We start from the raw sequence: 20,911 nt of genomic DNA on the forward strand, positions 1-20,911 counted from the left end.
CCACCAACCCACCCCGCGACCCGGCCGGACCCGACGGCAGACTCCTCTCCCGCTCCGGCATCTTCCGTCTCAAGCCCGTCGACGACTCGGAGGAGGAGACCAGCGGCGGGCTCAAGCGCACGATGGGCCTGTGGCAGCTGGTCGCCCTCAGCCTCGGCGGCCTGGTCGGCGCCGGTGTCTTCTCGCTGGCCGGCGTCGTGGCCAATCAGGACGCCGGGCCCGGCGTGATGATCTCGTTCCTCGTCGCCATCGTGGCCAGCGGCGCCGCCGCCCTCTGCTATGCCGAGTTCGCCGGCTCCATCCCGAAGGCGGGCTCCGCGTACACCTACTCCTATGCCGCGCTCGGCGAATTCGTCGGCTGGGCCATCGGCTGGGACCTGCTGCTCGAATACACCGCGATCGTGGCCGTGGTCGCCATCGCGGTGTCCGGCTACTTCTCGTACATCCTGGAGCACGTCGGGATCGATGTGCCGACCTGGATGCTGGGCGCGCCCGGCACCGGATCCGGGCATCGCGTCGACCTGTTCGCCCTGTTGCTGTGCCTGCTGCTTGCCTTCGTGCTGTCCCGTGGGACGAAGGAGTCGGCGCGGTTCGAGACCGTCCTCGTTGTCGTGAAGCTGGGCATCGTCGCGCTCGTGGTCGTCGCCGGGGCCTTTCACATCAAGTCCGGGAACTACACGCCTTTTCTGCCCTACGGGGTCGGCGGCGCGTTCACCGGAGCGGCCACCGCGTTCTTCGCCGTCTACGGGTACGACGCCATGAGCGCCGCCGCCGAGGAGAGCGCCGAGGCGAAGAAGGTGCTGCCGAAGGCCATCCTCGTCTCGCTGGGCATCGCCGCGTTCATCTATCTCGCGGTGTGTGTCGTGCTGCTGGGGATGCAGAACTACAAGGACATCGATGTGGCCAGCCCGTTCTCCAGCGCACTGGGGGCGGTGGGGCTCGGCGGGCTCGGGCTCGTCGTGGCCGTGGGTGCCGTCATCGGCATCACCACGTCGGCGTTCGCCAACATGCTGGCGGTGTCCCGGGTCTGGTACTCGATGAGCCGCGACGGGCTGCTGCCGCGCTACTTCGCGCGCAATCACCCGCGCAGGCACGTGCCCACGCGGGTGATCTGGCCGGTCGGCATCGGCTCCGCGCTGATCGCCGGGTTCCTGCCGATCCGGGAGGCCGCCGACCTCACCAACATCGGCATCCTCATGGCGTTCATCGTGGTCGCGATCGCCGTGGTGGTGCTCCGGAAGACGCGGCCCGATCTGCCGCGCTCCTTCCGTACGCCGCTGGTGCCGTTCGTTCCGGCGATCGGTGTCGCGTTCTCCGTGTGGCTGATCAGCAACCTGGACTGGGTGACCTGGGTCCGGTTCGCGGTGTGGATGCTCATCGGGGTGGGCGTGTACGCGGCGTACGGATACCGGAACTCGGTCGAGCACGGTCAGCGGAGGTAGGCGAGTCCCGGGTGGGCCGCGCGGTAGGCGTCGACCACGCGGCGCGCCACGTTCGCCGAGTCCACCAGCGGATGCAGCGCGAACGCCTTCACCGCCGTCGCCCGCGAGCCCGAGCGGGCGGCGGCGAGGATCTCCCGCTCGACCGCCTTCACCGAGGTGACGAGCCCGGTGGCGTGTCCGGGCAGCGGGTCGACGGTGACGGGGTGCGCCCCGTTGGCGTCGACCAGGCACGGCACCTCGATCACGGCGTCCGCGTCGAGCGCCGAAAGGGTCGTGCGGTTGCGGACGTTGAGGATCAGCGTGGTGCGCTCGTCGCGGGCGATGGCCCGCATCAGGTCGAGCGCCACCTTCTCGTAGCCGCCGGACTCGGTCAGCGAGGCCTCGTCGCGCTCGCCCGCGCCCGCCGCCTCCCGGTTCTCCGCCATGTACGTGGCCTCGCGCTCGGCCCGCGTCGCGTCCCACGTCTTCAGCGGCGGGGCCGCCGGGTCGCGCATCCGGTCGTAGAAGCGGGACTGCTGCTCGTGGAGGAACTCTCCGCGGGTCGCCTCCGCCTCCTGGTAGGCGTGCACCGCCTCGCGGTTGAAGTAGTAGTAGTGCAGGTACTCGTTGGGGATCGAGCCCAGCTCGCGCAGCCACTCGGTGCCGAACAGCTTGCCCTCCTCGAAGGAGCCGAGGAGGGTGTCGTCGGCGAGCAGGCGGGGCAGCTCGTCGCGGCCGTTGACCTTCAACCCGCGCAGCCAGCCGAGGTGGTTGAGGCCCACGTAGTCGACCCACGCGTTCTGCGGGTCGGCGCCGAGCGCGCGTGCCACGCGCTTGCCGAGGCCGACAGGGGAGTCGCAGATGCCGATGACGCGGTCGCCGAGATGGTCCGCGAGCGCCTCCGTGACCAGGCCGGCCGGGTTGGTGAAGTTGATGAACCAGGCGTCCGGGGCGAGTTCGGCGACCCGTCGCGCGATCTCCTCGACGACCGGGAGCGTGCGCAGCCCGTACGCGAGGCCGCCCGCGCCGACCGTCTCCTGGCCGAGCACGTCCTCCGCGAGCGCGATCCGCTCGTCCGCCGCGCGCCCTTCGAGGCCGCCCACCCGGATCGCCGAGAACACGAAGTCCGTGCCGCGCACCGCCTCGTCGAGGTCGGTGGTGACGGTCACCTTCGGCGCGTCCGGCACCCCCTCGGCCTGCTCGGCAAGCACCCGGGAGATCGCGTCGAGGCGCTGCCCGTCGAGGTCGTAGAGGGCGACCTCGGTGACGCGGCCCTCCGCGTGGTCGGTGAGCAGGGCCCCGTACACGAGCGGCACTCGGAATCCGCCGCCGCCGAGAATCGTCAGTTTCATACGCGCACTACTTTCACGCCGGCCTCCGTGAGCGCGGCACAAGTCGGCGCCGGAGCGGAGGGGTTGGTCACTACTACGTCGAGGGAGTCGGGGCCGCACACCTTCGCCATGCCCGTGCCGGGGAACTTGGAGGAGTCGGCGAGGAGCACCGCCCGGTCGGCGGCCGCGATCATCGCGCGCTTCACCGGGACCTCCACCACGGTCGTGTCCATCACCTGCCCGTCCGGGCGCACGCCGCTGGTGCCGAGGAACAGCCAGTCGGCATGCAGCTGGCGCAGGTTGTCCTCGGTGAGGAAGCCGACCAGGGAGCGGTACTCGCGGCGCACCATCCCGCCGAGCAGCACCAGGTCGATGCCGGTGTCGTCGGCCAGCTCCTCGTACACCACGAGGTTGCTGGTGATGACGGTGAGGCGGCGGCCGTGGAGCTGGCGGGCCAGGCGGTACGCGGTCGTGCCGATGTCGAGGAGGACCGACTGGCCGTCCGACATCAGGGACGCCGCGTGCTCGGCGATGGTGTCCTTCTCGGGTACCCGCACCTGCGCGACCTCGGCGAAGGGCTCGTCGCCCTCCTCCATGACGGCGCCGCCGTGCACGCGGGTGAGGAGCCCGTCCTCCTCCAGTTTCTCCAGGTCGCGGCGGATCGTCGCCGGGCTCACGGTGAGCTGCTCGGCGAGCTCGGCGACGGACGCGGTCCCACCGGAGCGCAGCGCACGCAGGATCAGGTGGTGTCGTCGCTCTGCCAACATGCGGCGCACACTACTCGTCAAATTCGATCGATTCCATGCTCATTTTTGTTCAGAGCTTGATTGTGCAGCGGTGGCGTGAGTTCATCCAGTGCTCACCATCCGTACCGACCGTGCTCGTAGCGTCCCGGCGTACCGTCCTCCCCACTCGTTTCCAGGAGCCGACGACATGACCAATCCGCTCACGAACCCCGTCTCCCGGCGCCGCGCCCTCGCCCTCGGTGGGGCCGTCGCGGCGGGTTCCCTGCTGCCGCCCTCGCTGCACCGGGCCCTGGCCGCCGAGCCGCCGGCCGGCGGGCTCGACGCGATCGAGCACGTGGTGATCCTCATGCAGGAGAACCGGTCCTTCGACCACTACTTCGGCATGCTGCGCGGCGTGCGCGGCTTCGGTGACCGCAACGCCGTCCAACTTCCCGACGGCAAAGCGGTGTTCGAGCAGCCGAACGGCCTGAAGAGAGTGCTGCCGTTCTCCGTGCGCGCGGCCGCCGAGGCACAGCAGCACGACCTGCAGTACATCGACGCCCTCAACCACGACTGGAACGGCGGCCACAAGGCCTGGAACAACGGCTGGATGAACCAGTGGGTCTCCGCCAAGACCGCGGCGACCATGGCGTACTACGACCGCTCCGACATCCCGTTGCAGTACGAGCTCGCCGACATCTTCACCATCTGCGACGCGTACCACTCCTCCATGCACAGCTCCACCAGCCCCAACCGCAACTACCTGTGGAGCGGCAACTCCGGTGACGAGCCCGGCGGCGGGCGCGCCATCGGCAACGACGCCTACGACGAGGGCACCCACAAGGGCTACGACTGGCCGACGTTCGCGGAACTCCTGGAGAAGGAGGGCCGCAGCTGGCAGACGTACACCGAGTGGGAGAACTTCACCGACAACCAGATCGAGTTCTACGCCTCCTTCAAGGCGGTCGCCCGCAAGGCGCTGGCCAAGACCGGCGGGCACACGTACATGGAGTCGTTCTACGCCCTGGTCCGCAAGGCGGACGACGCCGGGGACACGGCCGAGCGCGAGCGGCTGCTCGGACTCCTGGAGGAGGGCGTCAAGGCGCTTACGAAGGCCGAGCGCAGCCTGTTCGAGCGCGCCCTGCGCCGCGTGCCCACCGGCACCCTGGCCGAGCGCTTCGCCGAGGACGTCGCTGCCGGGAAGCTGCCCGCCGTCTCCTACCTCGTGCCGTCCGCGGTCGACTCCGAGCACCCCAGCGTCTCCGTGCCCGCCGCGAGCGCCAGCGTCCCGTACAAGGTGCTCGACGCGCTGGCCTCGCACCCCAAGGTGTGGCGCAAGACCGTCGTGCTCATCAACTACGACGAGAACGACGGCTTCTTCGACCACGTCCCGCCGCCCGTGCCCGAGCCCGGCGACCCCGACGAGTGGTGGCAGGGACAGCCCACCGGGCTCGGCATCCGCGTGCCGATGCTCGTCATCTCGCCCTGGTCGGTGGGCGGCTACGTGTGCTCCGAGGTGTTCGACCACACCTCCGTCAACCGCTTCCTGGAGAAGTGGACCGGCATCGAGGACCCGAACATCACGCCGTGGCGCCGCCGGGTCTGCGGCGACCTGACCTCCGCGTTCGACTTCGACACCGCCGAGAAGCAGCCGGCCGTGGAGCACCCGGGCCCGGTGCCGCCGGCGAGCGCCCGCTGGAAGCCGGTCCCGCCCGCCGACCAGAAGATGCCCGTGCAGGAGCCCGGCACCCGGCCCGCGCGCCCGCTGCCGTACCAGACGGACGCGTACGCACGACTGAACGACGGCCGCGTCGAGGTCACCCTCGCCAACACCGGTGCGTCCAGCGCCCACTTCGCGCTCTACCCCTACGAGGGCGAGTTCGACGTGCCGCAGCACCGGGACGTCTCCGGCACCCGCGCGCTGACCGTGACACCGGCCAAGGACCGCTACCGGTTCACCGTCACCGGGCCCGGCGGCTTCCGCCGCGAGTTCGCGGGCCTCACCGCGTCCACCGCCGAGGTCACCTCGACCGTGCGCGCCAAGACCCGCGAACTGCGCATCAAGCTGGCCAACCACGGCACCGAGGCCAAGGTGTTCACCGTCCGCCCGCAGGCCTACGTCCGCGCGGCCGACGCCGCCCCGCTCACCCGGCAGGTCCGCGTCGCGCCCGGCGACAGCACCACCGTGACGCACCCCGCCGGGAAGTCCCACGGCTGGTACGACCTGATCGTGCGCTGCGAGGACGAGCCCGACTTCGCGCGGCGTCTGATGGGCCACATCGAGAACGGGCGGCCCTCGGTCTCCGGCTGACACCGGGGGTGTGCGGGAAAACCGATCGCCGGGCGCGGGCGTGCGTGGCTACGCTCGGCCCGGCCAGGAGGGCAGATCCCGCCGTTCCCGCCGCGAAAGGTGACCATGGGCGTTCGCAAGCTGCACCAGGACGAGCCGGACATCGACGAGGGCCTCGTGCGCGCGCTGGTCGACGCGCAGTTTCCGCGGTGGGCGGAGCTGCCTCTGAAGTACGTCGACTCGCACGGCACGCAGAACGTCCTGTACCGGCTCGGCGAGGAGTGGGTGGTCCGGCTGCCGCGCGTGCCCGGCGTCGTGCCCGAGCTGGCGGGCGCCCGACAGTGGCTGCCGTACCTCGCGGCCCGGCTGCCGGTGCCCGTGCCGGAACAGGTGGCCGAGGGGGAGCCGGGGCACGGCTTCCCGTGGCCGTGGGCGGTGCACCGCTGGCTGCCCGGCACGAACCCCGCCGTGGGGCGGCTCGACCGGCCCGAGGCGCTGGCCGAGGACCTGGCGGCCTTCGTCACGGCGATGCGCTCGATCGACACGACCGGCGCGCCGGAGTCCTACCGCGGGCGGCCGCTCGCCGAACGGGCCGACGGGACCCGCGAGGTGATCCGCGGTCTGGACGGGACGCTCGACGCCGCGGCGGCCCTCGCGGTCTGGGACGGGGCGGTGCGCGCTCCGGGTTCGGCCCGTGACGTGTGGCTGCACGGGGACATCCAGCCCGGCAACCTCCTGGTGTCGGACGACGGCCGGCTGGGCGCGGTCATCGACTTCGGGTGCATGGGCACGGGGGACCCGGCGGTCGATCTGATCACCGCCTGGTACGTCCTGGGCGCTCCGGAACGGCGCCTCTTCCGGGAGGCCGCGGACATCGACGACGACACATGGGTGCGCGCGGGTGGCTGGGCGCTGACCATCGCGGTGCACGAGCTGGCGTACTACCGGGATTCGAACCCGTTCATGGTGCGGACGGCGTCGCGCGTGGTTGCCGAGATCCTCGCGGACGCAGCCCGCACCTGACGGGCCTACAGGGAGGGTGCGACCGGTGTGTCCCGCTGATGCGGGATCACGACCGCCGGGCTGCCCGGGGTCAGCGCCACCGTGCGCGCGGGCGACGGGATGCGGATGCCCTCCGCGCGGAAGCGCGCGTGCAGCCGCTTGATGAACTCGTGCTTGATCCGGTACTGGTCGCTGAACTCGCCGACGCCCAGGATCACGTTGAAGCTGATCCGGGAGTCGCCGAAGGTGTGGAAGCGCACGAGCGGCTCGTGCTCGGGCACCGCGCCCTCGACCTCCTTCATGACCTCGGTGACGACGTCGACCGTCACCCGCTCGACCTCCTCCAGGTCGACGTCGTAGCCGACCCCGGCGAGCACGGTGAGGGTCATCTCCTGCTCCGGGCGGCTGAAGTTGGTCATGTTCGTGCCCGACAGCTGCGTGTTCGGGATGATCACGAGGTTGTTGGAGAGCTGCCGCACCACCGTGTTGCGCCAGTTGATGTCGACGACATAGCCCTCCTCGCCGCTGCTCAGCCGGATGTAGTCACCGGGCTGCACGGTCTTGGAGGCCAGGATGTGCACGCCCGCGAACAGATTGGCGAGGGTGTCCTGAAGGGCGAGCGCCACGGCGAGGCCGCCCACGCCCAGGGCGGTGAGCAGCGGCGCGATGGAGACCCCGAGGGTTTGCAGCACGACGAGGAACCCCATCGCGAGCACCACGACCCGCGTGATGTTCACGAAGATGGTCGCCGAACCGGCCACCGCCGCACGGGACTGCGCGACCGCCCGCACCAGACCCGTGATCACCCGGGCCGCCGTGAGCGTCGCCACGACGATCAGCAGCGCGGTGAGCGCCATGTTCACATTCCGCCCCGTGCGCGGGGTGAGCGGCAGCACCTCGGCGGCCACCGCGGCACCCGCTGCGACCGCCGCCCACGGCACCAGCGTGCGCAGCGCGTCCACGATCACATCGTCACCGGCCCACCGCGTCTGCCCGGCGCGCACACCGAGCCACCGCAGCAGGGTGCGCAGCAGCAGCCCCGCCAGCAGGCCGCCGACGAGCGCCACACCGGCGAGGATCAGGTCGTGCAGTTCGATGCCGCGATTCATCGGGCACCTCCGGCACGCTCGACGAACGCCGTGGTGGGGGCGGATATGTGATGTGTGGTCACGTGGAACCTGCTCGGTCGGGGACAGGGGCGGAGGCCGGAGCCTCACCTATTCTGCACAACTCTCCCGCACCCTGTTCCCAACTCCGTCGCCGCCCCCTTACGTGACGTCGACGACCCGCCCGGTGCGCGCCGACTCGTACGCCGCCGCTACGATCCGCACCGTGCGCAGCCCGGCCTCGCCGTCGGTCACGTCCAACGATCCCTCGCCGAACAGGAACGACCGCAACATCAGCGCGTCCAGGTCGACGCCGTAGGGGAGTTCCACGGCTGCCCGCGCCGTCTCGCTGAAGCCGTGCACCTTCTGGTCGAAGGCGTCCATCTCCAACGCCGCCCGCTCCCCGACGACCTGCATCGAGAGCCCGCCCCACGCCGGATGGTGCTGCGGCTGGCTCCAGCTGCAATCGAGCGTGAGGACGGCCCCGTTGGCGTACGTCACGGTGAGCAGTCCCGCCGTCTCGACCGCGGCCCGGCCCTCGTACAGCAGGTTGTTGGTCTGCGCGTAGACGGTGCGCGCGGGGGAGCCCTCGAAGAGGTCGTCGAGGAGGTCCGCGACGTGCACGGTGTGGTCCATGACGGCGCCGCCGCCGGAGAGTTCGGGGTCGGTGAACCAACGGCTCCTGTCGCCCGGCATGTAGCCGTTGTTGGCGGCGGCAACCGTGAGCACCTCACCCGTCGTGCCCGCCCGCACCGCCTCGCGCACCGCGAGATGGGCCGGGCTGAACCGCACCGGGTGCGCCACCGCGAGCCGCACCCCGGCGGCCCGGCACGCCTCGACCATCGCCGCGCCGTCCGCGGGCGTCGTGGCGAGCGGCTTCTCGCACAGCACGTCGACGCCGTGCGTGGCCGCGCGCTCGACCAGCTGCCGGTGGCGCACGTTCTCCGAGCAGACCACGACCTTGTCGGGCCCCCAGGCGAACAACTCCTCATACGTATCCACATAGTTGACGCCGATCCGGGACGCGAAGTCCTTGCCCCGCACCTCGCCCGGCGCCGCGAGATCCGTGTCGGGGTCGGCCGCGAGCACTTCCACCCCGTCCATCGCGGCGAGCAGCCGCGCGAACCCGCCCGCGTGCACATGCGCGAACGACAGCACACCCACCTTCATGTCCCGCCCGCCCTTCACAGCCCGGCCTCCTCGGTCACCTTCAGTTCGACGGGCGCGCCCGTGCGCGCGGATTCGGCGGCGGCGCACGCGATCCGCACGGCCTCGACGCCGTCTCGGGCCGTCACCCGGGTCGGCGGCCCGCCCTGGACGGCCGCCGCGAACTCCCGCAACTCCGTCAGATAGGGGCTCTCCGTCATCGGACTGCCCGGAATGCCCTCGCCGAGCGGGCGGGTCCCCTGCGCGAGAACCCGGAAGCCGGGGTGGGCGGTCGAATCGTGGTCCAGGATCCCGCCGGGCCCGGCGATCCGGAACGTCGTCCGAAACGGCAGGTCCGGCAGCCCCCACATCCCGAGCACATGGCTGACCGCGCCGGAGGCGTGCGTGAGGACGGCGGTGCCGGTCGCGACGTCCCCGGCGACCGCGCCCGTGTCCTGCTTGCCGCGCACCTGCGCATGCACCCGCACGACGTCACCGGCGAGCAGCCGCGCGAAGTCCAGATCGTGAATCATCTGGTCGACGAGAATGCCGCCCGACAGAGCGGGATCGCAGAACCACGGCGCCCAGACCGGATAGCACCCGGAGCGCGTGAACCGCAGCACCGCCGGATCCCCGATGTCCCCGGCGGCGACCGCACCGGCGAGCGCCGCGTACGCGGGGAAGTAACGCACCACATGCGCGGGAAACAGCAGCACCCCCGCCGCCCGCGCCGCGTCGGCCATCTCCTGCGCCGCACCGACATCGAGCGCGAGCGGCTTCTCGCACACCACGTGCTTGCCCGCGGCGATCGCGTCCAGCACGAGCGGCCGGTGCGTGTACGTAGGGGTGCACACGTCGACGACGGTGCACCGGTCTCGCAGCTCCTCCAGACTCTGCACCGCCGACACCCCGAACTCGGCGTACTGCGCGGCCAGATGCTCCGCGTTCCCGTCGACGGACAGGACCGTGACGCGCGCGCCCAGCGCGGTCCAGGCGGGCAGATGGGCACGGGCGATACCGCCGGCGCCGATGAGACCCACGTCGAGGCGTGCCATGCAACTCCTTGGATCAATGGGGGATCGGGGTTCAGCCCTTCGTGCCGCTCTGGGCGATGCCCTGCACGAAGTGCCGCTGGAGGAGGAGGTAGAGGACGATCATCGGAAGGCTCGCGATCAGCGAACCGGCCATCATCACCGGGTAGTTGGTCTCGAACTGCCCCTCCAGGGAGGTCAGTCCGGCGCTGATCGGCATCTTCGCCGGGTCGGTGTTCACGACCAGCGGCCACAGCAGGTCGTTCCACGACCACATCGCTGTGATCACCGCGAGCGCGGCGAGGGCGGGGCGGATCAGCGGCAGCATGATCGACCAGAAGATGCGGAAGGGGCCGGCGCCGTCGATGCGCGCCGCCTCCTCCAGCTCTCTGGGCAGGGAGAGGAAGAACTGCCGCAGCATGAAGGTGCCGAAGGCGCTGAACATCCCCGGAAGGAACAGTGCGGGCGGCGAGTTCAGCAGGCCGAGCCGCTGGATGATGTCGTACTGCGGCAGGATCAGCAGCGAGGACGGGACGAGCAGCACCGACAGGAACAGCGCGAACAGCACGTTCTTGCCCCGGAACCGCATCCGCGCGAACGCGTACGCGGCGAGCGAGCAGAACACCAGCTGACCCGCGGTGCGGCCGACCGTGTTGATGACGCTGTTGCCGAGCATCTCCCCGTAGGGCAGTGCGGTGAACACCTCCTTGAAGGAGGCCCAGTTCCACTGCTGCGGCAGGAACGTCGTCGGCACGTGCACCGCTTCCGGCAGCGTCTTCAGTGCCGTGAGGAGCTGCCAGAGGAACGGGAAGACCATCACGAGCGCGCCGAGCGAGAGCAGCGCGTGCGTGGCGACGGAGCCGCCGTTGATGCGGCGCGGCGTGTCACGCATAGTGCACCCACTTCTTCTGGAGCCGGAACTGGAGGAACGTCAGGGCCGCCGTGAGCAGCATCAGGAGGAAGGCGAGGGCCGCCGCGCCGCCCTGGTTGTTCTGCTGGAACGCCCACTGGTAGAAGAGGCTGACCACGGACTGCGTGGACCCGAGCGCCGGGTTCGTGGGTCCCATCATCACGTAGATCAGGTCGAACATCTGTAGCGAGTTGATCACGCAGATGACGGCCGCGAAGAAGATGCTCGGACTCAGCAGCGGGAGCGTGATGGTGCAGAAGCGGCGCACCGGGCCCGCCCCGTCCAGCTCGGCTGCCTCGTAGTAGTCCTGCGGAATGCCCTTGATCCCCGCGATGAAGATGATCAAGTAGTAGCCGACGCTCTGCCACACGGCGACGACCCCGATGGCCCACAGCGCGGTCGACGGGTCGGAGGCCCAGAAGCGCCGGTCGACGCCGAACCACGACAACACCTCGTTGAGGAGGCCGAAGTTGCCGTTGTAGAGCCAGTTCCACACCAGGCCCACCGCGACCGGGAGTGTCACGAACGGGATGAAGTACAGGGCCCGGTAGACGGCGACGCCACGCAGGCCGCGCCGGTTCAGCAGGGCCGCCACGGCGATCGACAGCGGCAGCGTGAACAGCCCGATCGCCCCGTACAGGAGCGTGTTGCCGATGGCCCGCCACACGGTGACGTCCTGCAGCACTCGCGCGTAGTTCTCGCCGCCGGTCCAGGTGTTGCCGCCGAACGGGCCGAAGTGGGTGAAGCTGAAGCCGAAGGTCTGAAGCATCGGCCAGAGGTAGAACAGCAGGAAGCCGAGACCGATCGGCGCGATGAAGACGTACGCGGCCTTCTGTGTCCGGGAGTTGGGTCCGTGCGCGCTGCCTTCGCGCCCCGACTTCGAGCGAGGCTTCCTGATGCGGCCCTCCGCCTCCGCGGCGGCCGTCGACGGGAACACGGCCATCAGTTGTCCTCCTCGTCGAGCGCCCGGTCCATCTGCTTCGCGAGCGTGCGGGCCGCCCGCTCGATGCCGCCCTTGCCGCTGAACGGCGCCCCGAGCAGCAGGTACTCGAGGTCCTCCCAGACGGCCGTGTTCCGCGAACTCGGGTAGGGGGAGGCGTAGTCGACCATGTCGAGGAAGTACCGCAGGTCGAACTCGGGCATCGACTTCAGCCAGGCGTCCTGCGTCCCCGCGTACGACGGGATGGTCACACCGCCCTCGGCCTGGATCTCGCCCGCCCGACTCCGCGCCATGAAGTCCACGAACGTCCAGGCCGCATCCTGCTTGCGGGACTTGGCGCTGACGCAGTTCGCGAGGCCGTGAATGACGGTCCTCCGCTCCCGCCCCTTGGGCAGCACCGCGACCCCGCCGTGGTCCTTGATGGCGGGCGTGCCGTACATGAACGAGGCCATCGACGAGATGTCGTAGTTCATCGCCACCTGCTCGGACAAGTACAGGTTGCGGGCCCTGACCTCCGACATGGCGCTCTGCGGCGGCGACCAGCCGCGGTCCACCAGGTCCGTCCAGAAACGCAGGCCCTCGATGGCGCGCGGGTCGCCGAACCCGGAGCGGCCGTCGTGGAGCACGTACCCGCCGGCCTGGAAGATCGACGGATAGAACTTGGCCTGCCGGTCCATCTCGGCGGCGATCCCGTAGACCCGCCGCTTGGGATCCGTCAGCTCGCGCGCCGCGTCCCGCAGATCGTCCCAGGTCCAGGAGGAATCCGGGTACGTGACGCCCGCCCTGTCGAAGAGGTCCTTGTTGTACCAGAGCCCGATCGTGTCGAAGTCCTTCGGCAGCCCGTACTGCTTGCCGTCGTACTTGTAGATGTCGACCAGCGCCTCCGGGTGCTTGCCGACCGGGGTGCGGTCGTGGGAGATGTGCTCGTCGAGCGGCACCAGCGTGCCGTTGGCCGCGTACAGCTTGATGTTCACGGCGTTCATCCAGAACACGTCGGGCGCCGTGCCGCCCCGCATCGCCGTGCGCAGCGTCGTCCAGTACGAGTTCCACGGCGTGAGCTGGATGTCCACGGAGATGTCCGGGTGCTCACGCTCGAAGGCCCGGATGATCTGCCGCATGCCGGGGACCTGGGCCGGGTCCCACATCCCGTACGAGAGTGCCGTGCGGCCCCCGCGGGTGGCGGCGGTGGGATCGCCGCCGCTCCTGCTGCAGCCGGCGGCGAACGGGGTCGCCGCGAGGGCACCGGCGAGAAGGCTTCTCCTGCGCATGTGCGCCTCCGGTCGGTAGGTGTACGGAGAGGGAAGGTGTCAGGGAGCGGCGGGGGACGACGGGCGCGAGGGGCCCGCGCCGTCGAGGAGGTGGGTGTCCACGTCGTCCAGGGCGCGGCGCACCGCGCCGAGTGCCACGCCCTCGCGGCCGAGCGTGCTGACCGCGATGCGCGGCACGTGCAGGGTGAGAGGGGCCAGGTGCTCGGCGAGCAGCGGGCCCAGCGGTTCGCCGACCGGGGCCAACGCGCCCGACAGGACGAGGAGTTCCGGGTCGAGGGCGAGGACGAGCGCGGCGATGCCGGGTGCGACCCCGGCCAGGTAGCGGTCCAGGACGCCGAGCGCCTTCGGGTCCCCGGCGCGTACGGAACGTGCGAGCGCGTCGGTCTCCGATTCGCCGGGCAGCGGGTCCCCGTCCCAGCCGAGTGCCTCCCCGGCCGCCAGCAGGCCGAGTTGGGGCAGGATGCCCAGCTCGCCCGCGCCGCCGCGGCGGCCCCTGTGCAGGCGTCCGTCGATCATCACGCCGCACGAGATGCGCCGCCCGACCAGCACGCATGCCACGTCGTCCGCGAGTTCCGCCGCGCCCTGCCAGTGTTCGGCGAGCGTCGCGAGGTTCACGTCGTTCTCGACCAGCACCGGGCACGGAATGTCGACCGCGAACCGGCGTGACAGGTCCAGGTCCGTCCAGTCCGGAACGATCACCGAGCGGATCCGGCCCGTGTCGTCGACCATGCCGGGCACGCCGATGCCGACGGACCACACGTCGTGCGGGCCGAGCCGCTGACCGGCGAGGAAGGCGCGCAGCCGGGTGCGCAGCAGCTCGATACGTTCCGCTCCGGTCAGGTCCGCGGGGAACTCCTCCCGGTGCCGCGCGACGATTTCGCCGTCGAGGCGGGCGAGAAGCAGCACCAGTTTCCTGAGGCCGATGTCGACGCCGACGACATGCCCGGCCTCGGCCCGGAACCGGAAACGGCGCGCGGGCCGCCCCGGGGTGCGGACGGCCGGCAGCGCGGTCGTCTCGGCGATCCAGCCCTGCGTGGTCAGCTCCTCGACCAGCACCTCGACCGTCGGCCGGGACAGGCCGGTGGAGCCGGTGAGTCGACTGACCGTCTGTGGGCTCTCCTGACGCAACGACCGCAGCACCACGGCGGTGTTCAGTCCGCGAAGGGCCGCGAGATCGTGCCCGCGCGCCCGGTCGTGCCCCGCCATGGAGTGTGCCCCCGTCGCGTCATCGTCGTCATCGTCGTCGGTTCGGTTATGCAGGACTGTTGCATAACTGCGTATGGGTGGGAACCCCATGGGCATGGGGATTTCGCAGAACTCCTGCGCATTGGGTCGGGGGCGGCCCGGGTGTTCCTACAGGCGCTCCACCGCGCGGAACGCCGCCAGTCGTGCCAGCAACCGGCGGGCGGCCGGTGTCAGTTCGCCTACCGGCAGTGGCTCACCGCTGGTCAATCGGTCGATCAGCGCGCCCAGTTCGCGTGCCGACAGGCCCGTCCGTGTGACGTGACCGCACGCCGCGACCAGGCGGTGTCCGCCGGCCGACGTCCACACCACGCGGTCCGTGGCCCGTACCGCGTCGTCGTCGGTGAAGTAGCCGGGACGCGTGGGCGGCGGCGCCGGGCGCAGGCCTCCGTCCGTGGCGTGCCGCAACACCTCGTGGGCCAGGCGCCGGTGGAGCGGCGCGGGGCGTGTCTCCCGGCGCAGGTGGTCGAGCGCCGCGGAGAGGGGCGGCGGGAGGGTGCCCGGCAGGTCGTCGGCCGGTTCGCTCTCCGGTACGAGGGTTTCGACCGCACCCCAATTCCCCTGCGAGAAGGCCGGGGTGAGGTCGCACGCGGGTGCGCGCGGAACGGAGATGTGCACGAGCGTCGCCGCGTCGCGGGGCGGGTGCACGGTGTGCTCGTGGTCGGCGGGCCAGTAGAGCAGGTCGCCCGGGGTGGCCGTGGCGGACCAACGCCGGTTCCCGGGACCCGTGAGACGGACGCGGTGGTGGCCCCGGAGGACGTAGAGGAACGTTGCTGCTCGGTGGTGGGAGGGCGAGGGGCGCGGCGGTTCGCACGTCCCGTGGCACAGCGTCGTATCGACGGGGGCCAGGGGCTGGCCGACCTCGGCCCACAGCGCGGTGAGGAAGGCCCGCTCCCTGGCCCACAGCGGATGGTGTCCCGCGTGCAGTTCCCGGACGACGAGCGCGAAGGGCGTGCCGCCCAGCTGTCGTTCGAGCCGGCGGTCGTAGGCGGCGAACGAGCCGTCCTCCGGGCGGGGCAGCAGATCGCCGGGGTCGGTGAGGCGGCGCGGGCCCACGGTGAGCCGGATCCGTTCGCCGGAGTTCGAGGATGTGGTGTGGTGTGCGGCGGCGACGGCTCCCTCGAAGACTTCGTGGGGGTCGAAGGGTGCGGGGGCGTGGCCGAAGGCCCGGTTCGGGCGGAGCAGGGCGGGCCGGCGGTCCCAGTGGTCCGTCGCGAGGCGTCGCCAGTCGACGGACCGGTCGACGGGTCTGAGCACGTCGACCGGGGTGGCCGCCCCCGCCGTCACGGCAGCGGCTCCTGCGGCGTGACCTCGACGGCCCGTGCGCGGCACAGTTCGCGCAGCAGTCCGTGCAGGTGAGGGGAGCGTTCGTCGAGCCCCGACGCGCGGGCGAGGTCGGTCACGGTCGTGTTCTGGTGTGTCGTGCGCAAGCAACTGAGTACGCGGTCGGCCGCACGGCCCCGTACCGGCCACACCTGTCCGTTCGCCGCCCACAGCGCGTCGTCCGGACCGGTCGCGACCCGGACGATCTCGCCGACGCGCACTAATCGGTGCCGGCCGGTGAGGGGGACGGCGGGCCGCGGTGGCGGCGCCGGATTCAGTCCGGCCGCCGAGCGGAGCCCGGCCCAGCGCGCGAGCAGTTCCTCCTCGACGTCGGGGCCCGCGAGCGTGTCCGTGAACAGGCCTGCCGCGTCCGTGAGTTGGGCGGGTATCGACAGTCGACCGTCTGCTCTGGCCGGCAGTGGGTGGGGGAGGGCGGCCGGGGCGCCCACGCGCGTGCGGCGTCTTCGTTCCGGCCCGCGGACGGCCTCCGTGACCAGCGGCAGCGCCGCGGCCGTCCGCGCGGGCACGCCGACTCGCAGCGTCGTGCACGGCCCCGCACGGTGGTCGAGGTGGCGGCTTCCGGCGGGCCAGTGCACCAGATCGCCCGGGCCGGCGCGGAGTTCGTACTCGGTACCGGTGTGCTCGGGCCGCACCCGTACGGTCAGTTCGCCGTCGACGACCCAGGTGAGCGAGGCGGAACCGGGGTCGCCCGCCTCGGCGACGGCGTGGTGCCGGTCGCCGACGGCCAGCTCCGCCGTCACCGGGACCGCGGGCCACCCGACGTACCGCCACAGCCCGGCCAGCGCGTCCCGCACCCGCGACCACGCCGTGAAGTCCCGGCACAGCGGGTCGACGGCGGTCAGCAGCCACCCGTCGCCGTCGAGCGACGCGGCGGAGGCGAGGCGTGCGACGTACCCGTCGAGGTCCCGGTCGGCCGGGCCGGGCAGCAGCGACCCCGGCCGGTGCAGTTCGCCGTCGGCCGTGGCCAGCTGCAGGGAGACGGGATCGGGATGCTCGGCCGCCGCGACGAGGAGCGCGTGGGCGTCGGCTCGGTCGAGGCCCAGTGGCGGGGCGTCCGTGACGACGACCGGTTCCCTGGCCCAGTGCGCCTCGGCGAAGTGCCGCAGGGCGGGGCCGTGCGGCGCGGTCCTGCGGGCGGAGGCGGGCCTTGGCTTCATCGGGTCGGGGATCTCCTCGGTCCCACGTGGGGGTGGCGCCGGGTTCGCGACCCTGCCAGAGGGGTTCCTGATTCGTCAACGCTTTACGGAGAACCTGTGAACACCTGCGGGGAGGGAGGGGATGGAGGTGGCGTCCAGGGGGCAGTTGGCATCGAAAACGTGTGGGTTCTGTGAAATGCCGGGTTCTGGCCTGCCGGAATACGGACCTCCGCCCGATTTGGGCGGGCGGGGTGCATGGCATGGTGAGCACGCTCGTTCGGATGTACAAGAAAGGCCTCTTATGCCCCTCGCTTTGTTCCGCCGTCAACGCGCCGGTTCCGCAGGGCGGGGATCGGGGCCCGTCCACTCCATGCCCGCGGGCGCCGGTGGCGTGCACTGCGAGGTGACCGACCCGTTCGGCCAGCCCATGCCGGGCGCCGAGGTGACGGTGACGCACTCGCAGAGCGGGCGCGTCTCGGTGAAGGCCACGACCGACCCCTTCGGCCTGGTCTTCGTCACGCTGGAGCCCGGCCGCTACAGCGTGCTGATCGCGGCCGAGGGCCTGGAGCCGTTCCAGCAGACGGTCGAGGTCGCCGCGGGCGAGACGCTGCCGCTCACCGGCATCCAGCTGCACGTGGGCCGCTCGCCGGAGCTGCCGCAGCCCGGCACCTGGATGTTCGACCCGCCGCACACCGCGATCCGCTTCATCGCCAAGCACGTCGGCATGGCACACGTGCACGGCCGCTTCACGCGCTTCGAGGGCGGCATCCAGATCGCGCCCGACATGGCGGACTCGCGCGTCGAGGTCCGCATCGACGCCTCGTCGATCACCACGGGCAACAACACCCGCGACAACCACCTGCGCTCCGCCGACTTCCTGGACGTGGAGAACTACCCCTACCTCCACTTCAGTTCGGACCGCTTCATCTACCGCGGCGGCTCCAAGTGGACCGTCCAGGGCGCCCTCACCATGCACGGCGTGAGCCGCACGGTCGACCTCGAAACCGGCTACCTCGGGGTCGTCAACGGCGGCTACGCGGAGGAGCTGCGCTGCGCCGCCCTCGCGACGGCTGAGCTGCACCGCGAGGACTACACGCTGAACTGGCGCACCATGCTCGCCAAGGGCATCGCGGTCGTCGGCCCCACGGTCAAGCTCGAAATGGACCTCCAGGCGATGTACCGCAGCGCGGACACGCCTACGCCGCCGGAGTAGGGGGCTGGGCTGTGGTTTTCAGTCCACAGGGATGCCGCACTTTCCAGAGTGACGCGTCGGCAGAAGCCTGCGCGTCACTCTCCCCAGACGTCGTGAGGCCCGGCCGTGGGTGGAAATCCCGGCGCCGGGGAGCATCTGGGGAGATCTTTCAGGAGTCCGTCTCGAACCAGCGGTCGTTGGTTGCCCGGCCCCGGCCCTCCGCCTCCGGCATCGTGTACGCGTAGATTCTCAGGGGGATCGAAGGGGCGGCGTGGCCAAGCCATGCAGAGACCGCGACGATCGGCGCGCGTCCAGCATCACCGATGCGAACGTGTGTCGCAGGACATGGAACCCGTGCTCACGTGACGGCAGATAGCGGGTCCAGGGCAGTCGTGTTGTCGTCGACGTTCATGACGGGACATCTACACGGCCCGGCACGAAGCGCACACGGGCTGGGAAATGGGCGGGGAAATTGTGCGACCCCGGACAGCGCGGCGTTACGCTACGAACGAGCCGGGAATCACGAAGCGTGAATCCACAGCCGGACAGCCGGGAGGACGGCGTGAGCGAGCAGCCGTGGACCATCGAGTCCATCCGCGACGCCCTCGGCAACCCCGCCCTCGCCCAACGCTTCCTCAGCGAGATCAACAAGGCGCCGGCGCACGAACTCCTCCACGTGTTCGCGAAGTGGGAACGCATCGCCAAGGACACCCTCGCCGCCGTCCGACGCGGACGCCGGCTCGCCGAATACGAGGCCCGCGGCGAAGAACCCCCCGGCGAATGGACCGACGGCACCGACCGCGTTCTCGCCGAAGCTGCCCGAATCCGGTCCCGCGGCGCAGCCTGACCTGACACGCTGACCGGGTGTACCGGCTCAAGTACGACACGGCGGCCGAAGCGGTCCACGAGGCCCTCCCGCAGGCCGTGATGCCGTCGTCTTCGCCGTAGGGCTGCGTGGCGTCGAGCGGCTGCCGGCAGGCGGCTGCGAGGGCGAGCGTGAGGGCTTCGCTGGCGATCGTTTTGAGGGTGTGGCCGATGAGGAGTACGGCGAAGGCCTGGTCCGTGACGATCATCCGCATTGACGAACATCAACACCAGTGCGGCGACAAAGATCCCAGCGTCAACACCAGAACGCATGCATCCCCCAGATTCACTGGTCGGCTCCGCTCCGCTGCTTCGGCAGGGGAGCGGGGGGCGCTTCGTCGTGTCAGAAGTCGAGCTTCGCCTTGACGTCGGCGACGTTCGGCCCGCTGTTCGTGGCAGGCATCTTCCACGCGTGGGCCTGCTCGTCGCCGTCGACGTAGATGAGCGTGCCGCCTTTCGCCTGCGCCGGAGTCAGGTCGAAGACCTGGGACCGCCACTGCCAACTGCCGGGCTGCACCGGGTCGGCGTTGCTGTACTTGTCCATCGCGACGGTCGATGCGTTGCCGCTGTCGAAGCCGATGGTCTCGCCGTCCGGGGCCCGCCACTGCCATCCGCCGCCGCTGACCGGGGCGGGCTCGTCGGCGGCCACAGCCGTCATGGCCTTGTCCTTCATCACGACGACGGCGAACACCCCGTTTCGGGCGGTCTCGCCTGTTGCCTTCTTCGTGAACACGACCGTGTCGGGCGTGATCTGAAGAACCCCGGTGCCCCCGTCACCGCTGGTCTGCGCGGGCTGCCCGAGCTTCAGCGTCTCCGCGCCTGCACCCTCTTCGGGCCCGGCGCTCGCATCGCCGTTTTCGTCGGAGCACGACTTCATCCACTCCGCCTGCGACAGGGGCTCGTCAGAGCAGTCGACCTTCTTCTTCGACGATTTGCCCACCGACTCCTTGGCCGCGGACGGGTTCGTCTCGGCCTTCTCTTCGCTGCCGCTGCATGCGGTCAGAGCGGCGAGTAGCAGGGCGGCCGTGGCCGCAGTAGCGCGAACGCGCATGATTCCCGCCAGTGTTGCAAGCGCCCACTCCCGGCGAGTGGAGCGCCCTAGATCCCGGTTACGAGCAGGCTTCGCCGAACTTCACGGCCTTGAACTCCACCGGCTGGCCTGTCAGCTTTGCCCCGGCAGCCGGGCTCTGGGCACACACCTGCCAGTTCGACTCCATGAACACGATGCGGTCGGTCCCAGACGCATCCGTCACGTCGATCGAGACACTCGAAGGCAGGGCTCCGCGGGCCGCCTTCACCGACTTGCCCTTGAAGTTGGGCATCGTGCCGGACGCCTTTGCCGGCTCCTGGTTGTCCTTTGCCGGGCACGACTCGTCGGTCTTCACTGCGCCGAAGTCGAGCATGGTCGTCGTGGCGACCTTGGTGCCCGCCTCCACGGACTGGCTGCAGACCTTCCAGTTCCGGTCGAACGCCTGCGCCCGGCTACGTCCCAGCGCGTCATGGGACGTGAGGACACGGAAGCCCTCCGACTGTGCTTTGTCCTGCGCCGTCTGCAGGCCCATGCCGACGAACTTCGAAACGGCCTTCTTCTCCCCAGCAGCCTCGGATGCGCTGGACGACGGAGTGGCCGGCGTGCTGGTGCTCGGTGCAGCGGTCGGCTTCGACGGCTTCGAGCCCGCGGTGTCCGTCGGGTCGCAAGCGACGAGAGCAGCGGCGGCGGTACAGAGCATGACGGTGCTGATGATGCTGGTGCGCATGGATTCCCCCAGGTGGTGCTGATTCCTTCAGGCGGCGGCGCCCACTCCCATCGCGTAGGCGGGGGAGCGGGGCGCTTCGGGAAGGCCGGGACTAGGGCCTGTCGTTTGGATCAGGCCCTAGGTCGTGTCCGCAAAGTCATGGCAGCCAGAGTCGTAGGCAGGCGATGGTGACCATGGCTTTGTAGTGGAGGGCGCGTTTGTCGTAG

General features: G+C 70.6%; 18 protein-coding genes. 5 read left to right on the plus strand and 13 right to left on the minus strand.

Annotation, left to right across the window (positions count from 1 at the left end):
• The first annotated feature begins 59 nt into the window (after positions 1-59).
• Entirely contained in the window at positions 60-1,442 is a 1,383-nt protein-coding gene (locus ACIA8D_RS20015; RefSeq protein WP_399233932.1) for an amino acid permease, read from the plus strand.
• On the opposite strand, the gene ACIA8D_RS20020 is transcribed toward ACIA8D_RS20015, so the two are convergent.
• Together ACIA8D_RS20020 and ACIA8D_RS20025 are read right to left on the minus strand one after the other, a co-directional pair.
• Positions 1,430-2,773 carry a 6-phospho-beta-glucosidase gene (locus ACIA8D_RS20020; protein WP_399233876.1) on the minus strand — a complete coding sequence of 448 codons (1,344 nt, stop codon included), beginning with the start codon at positions 2,771-2,773 and terminating at the stop codon, positions 1,430-1,432. The genes ACIA8D_RS20015 and ACIA8D_RS20020 overlap by 13 nt on opposite strands.
• The gene (locus tag ACIA8D_RS20025; protein WP_399233878.1) at positions 2,770-3,519 is read right to left on the minus strand and encodes a DeoR/GlpR family DNA-binding transcription regulator; all 750 of its coding nucleotides are present in this window, start codon (positions 3,517-3,519) and stop codon (positions 2,770-2,772) included. The genes ACIA8D_RS20020 and ACIA8D_RS20025 overlap by 4 nt, the downstream gene beginning before the upstream one ends.
• Before the next feature lie 166 nt (positions 3,520-3,685).
• Here ACIA8D_RS20025 and ACIA8D_RS20030 point away from each other — a divergent pair, with 166 nt between their 5' ends.
• Positions 3,686-5,788, plus strand: a complete 2,103-nt coding sequence (locus ACIA8D_RS20030; protein WP_399233880.1) for a phosphocholine-specific phospholipase C — start codon at positions 3,686-3,688, stop codon at positions 5,786-5,788.
• 105 nt (positions 5,789-5,893) lie between these two features.
• Positions 5,894-6,790 carry an aminoglycoside phosphotransferase family protein gene (locus ACIA8D_RS20035; protein ID WP_399233883.1) on the plus strand — a complete coding sequence of 299 codons (897 nt, stop codon included), beginning with the start codon at positions 5,894-5,896 and terminating at the stop codon, positions 6,788-6,790.
• Between the two features lie 5 nt (positions 6,791-6,795).
• Here the strand turns inward: ACIA8D_RS20035 and ACIA8D_RS20040 are convergent, their stop codons facing one another.
• The 9 genes from ACIA8D_RS20040 to ACIA8D_RS20080 all read right to left on the minus strand — a co-directional run bounded on the left by ACIA8D_RS20040 (position 6,796) and on the right by ACIA8D_RS20080 (position 16,913).
• The gene (locus ACIA8D_RS20040) at positions 6,796-7,878 is read right to left on the minus strand and encodes a mechanosensitive ion channel family protein (RefSeq protein WP_399233886.1); all 1,083 of its coding nucleotides are present in this window, start codon (positions 7,876-7,878) and stop codon (positions 6,796-6,798) included.
• 159 nt (positions 7,879-8,037) lie between these two features.
• Positions 8,038-9,063 (minus strand): Gfo/Idh/MocA family protein, encoded by a 1,026-nt coding sequence (locus tag ACIA8D_RS20045; RefSeq protein WP_399233889.1) that lies wholly within the window; start codon positions 9,061-9,063, stop codon positions 8,038-8,040.
• Complete coding sequence (locus tag ACIA8D_RS20050; RefSeq protein WP_399233891.1) at positions 9,060-10,076, minus strand: Gfo/Idh/MocA family protein; 1,017 nt, start codon at positions 10,074-10,076, stop codon at positions 9,060-9,062. The genes ACIA8D_RS20045 and ACIA8D_RS20050 overlap by 4 nt, the downstream gene beginning before the upstream one ends.
• Positions 10,077-10,107: 31 nt before the next feature.
• Entirely contained in the window at positions 10,108-10,944 is an 837-nt protein-coding gene (locus ACIA8D_RS20055) for a carbohydrate ABC transporter permease (RefSeq protein WP_399233893.1), read from the minus strand.
• Positions 10,937-11,905, minus strand: a complete 969-nt coding sequence (locus ACIA8D_RS20060) for a carbohydrate ABC transporter permease (RefSeq protein WP_399233895.1) — start codon at positions 11,903-11,905, stop codon at positions 10,937-10,939. The genes ACIA8D_RS20055 and ACIA8D_RS20060 overlap by 8 nt, the downstream gene beginning before the upstream one ends.
• Entirely contained in the window at positions 11,905-13,170 is a 1,266-nt protein-coding gene (locus ACIA8D_RS20065; RefSeq protein WP_399233897.1) for an ABC transporter substrate-binding protein, read from the minus strand. The genes ACIA8D_RS20060 and ACIA8D_RS20065 overlap by 1 nt, the downstream gene beginning before the upstream one ends.
• Before the next feature lie 39 nt (positions 13,171-13,209).
• Positions 13,210-14,376, minus strand: a complete 1,167-nt coding sequence (locus ACIA8D_RS20070; protein ID WP_399233899.1) for an ROK family protein — start codon at positions 14,374-14,376, stop codon at positions 13,210-13,212.
• A gap of 147 nt (positions 14,377-14,523) precedes the next feature.
• Positions 14,524-15,699 (minus strand): hypothetical protein, encoded by a 1,176-nt coding sequence (locus tag ACIA8D_RS20075; protein WP_399233901.1) that lies wholly within the window; start codon positions 15,697-15,699, stop codon positions 14,524-14,526.
• Positions 15,696-16,913: a hypothetical protein gene (locus ACIA8D_RS20080; protein WP_399233903.1), complete on the minus strand. Its 1,218-nt coding sequence runs from the start codon at positions 16,911-16,913 to the stop codon at positions 15,696-15,698. Before ACIA8D_RS20080 ends, ACIA8D_RS20075 begins: the two co-directional genes overlap by 4 nt.
• Positions 16,914-17,193: 280 nt before the next feature.
• On the opposite strand from ACIA8D_RS20080, the gene ACIA8D_RS20085 reads away from it, so the two are divergent.
• Both ACIA8D_RS20085 and ACIA8D_RS20090 read left to right on the plus strand, forming a co-directional pair.
• Entirely contained in the window at positions 17,194-18,105 is a 912-nt protein-coding gene (locus tag ACIA8D_RS20085) for a YceI family protein (protein ID WP_399233905.1), read from the plus strand.
• A gap of 541 nt (positions 18,106-18,646) precedes the next feature.
• Positions 18,647-18,931 carry a hypothetical protein gene (locus tag ACIA8D_RS20090; protein ID WP_399233908.1) on the plus strand — a complete coding sequence of 95 codons (285 nt, stop codon included), beginning with the start codon at positions 18,647-18,649 and terminating at the stop codon, positions 18,929-18,931.
• Between the two features lie 360 nt (positions 18,932-19,291).
• Here ACIA8D_RS20090 and ACIA8D_RS20095 read toward each other — a convergent pair whose 3' ends face one another.
• Both ACIA8D_RS20095 and ACIA8D_RS20100 read right to left on the minus strand, forming a co-directional pair.
• Positions 19,292-19,999 carry a hypothetical protein gene (locus ACIA8D_RS20095; RefSeq protein ID WP_399233910.1) on the minus strand — a complete coding sequence of 236 codons (708 nt, stop codon included), beginning with the start codon at positions 19,997-19,999 and terminating at the stop codon, positions 19,292-19,294.
• A gap of 58 nt (positions 20,000-20,057) precedes the next feature.
• Positions 20,058-20,705, minus strand: a complete 648-nt coding sequence (locus ACIA8D_RS20100) for a hypothetical protein (RefSeq protein ID WP_399233912.1) — start codon at positions 20,703-20,705, stop codon at positions 20,058-20,060.
• Positions 20,706-20,911: the final 206 nt, after the last annotated feature.

Origin of the sequence: Streptomyces sp. NPDC051684 (assembly GCF_044453445.1) — a bacterium.
Lineage (GTDB): Bacteria > Actinomycetota > Actinomycetes > Streptomycetales > Streptomycetaceae > Streptomyces.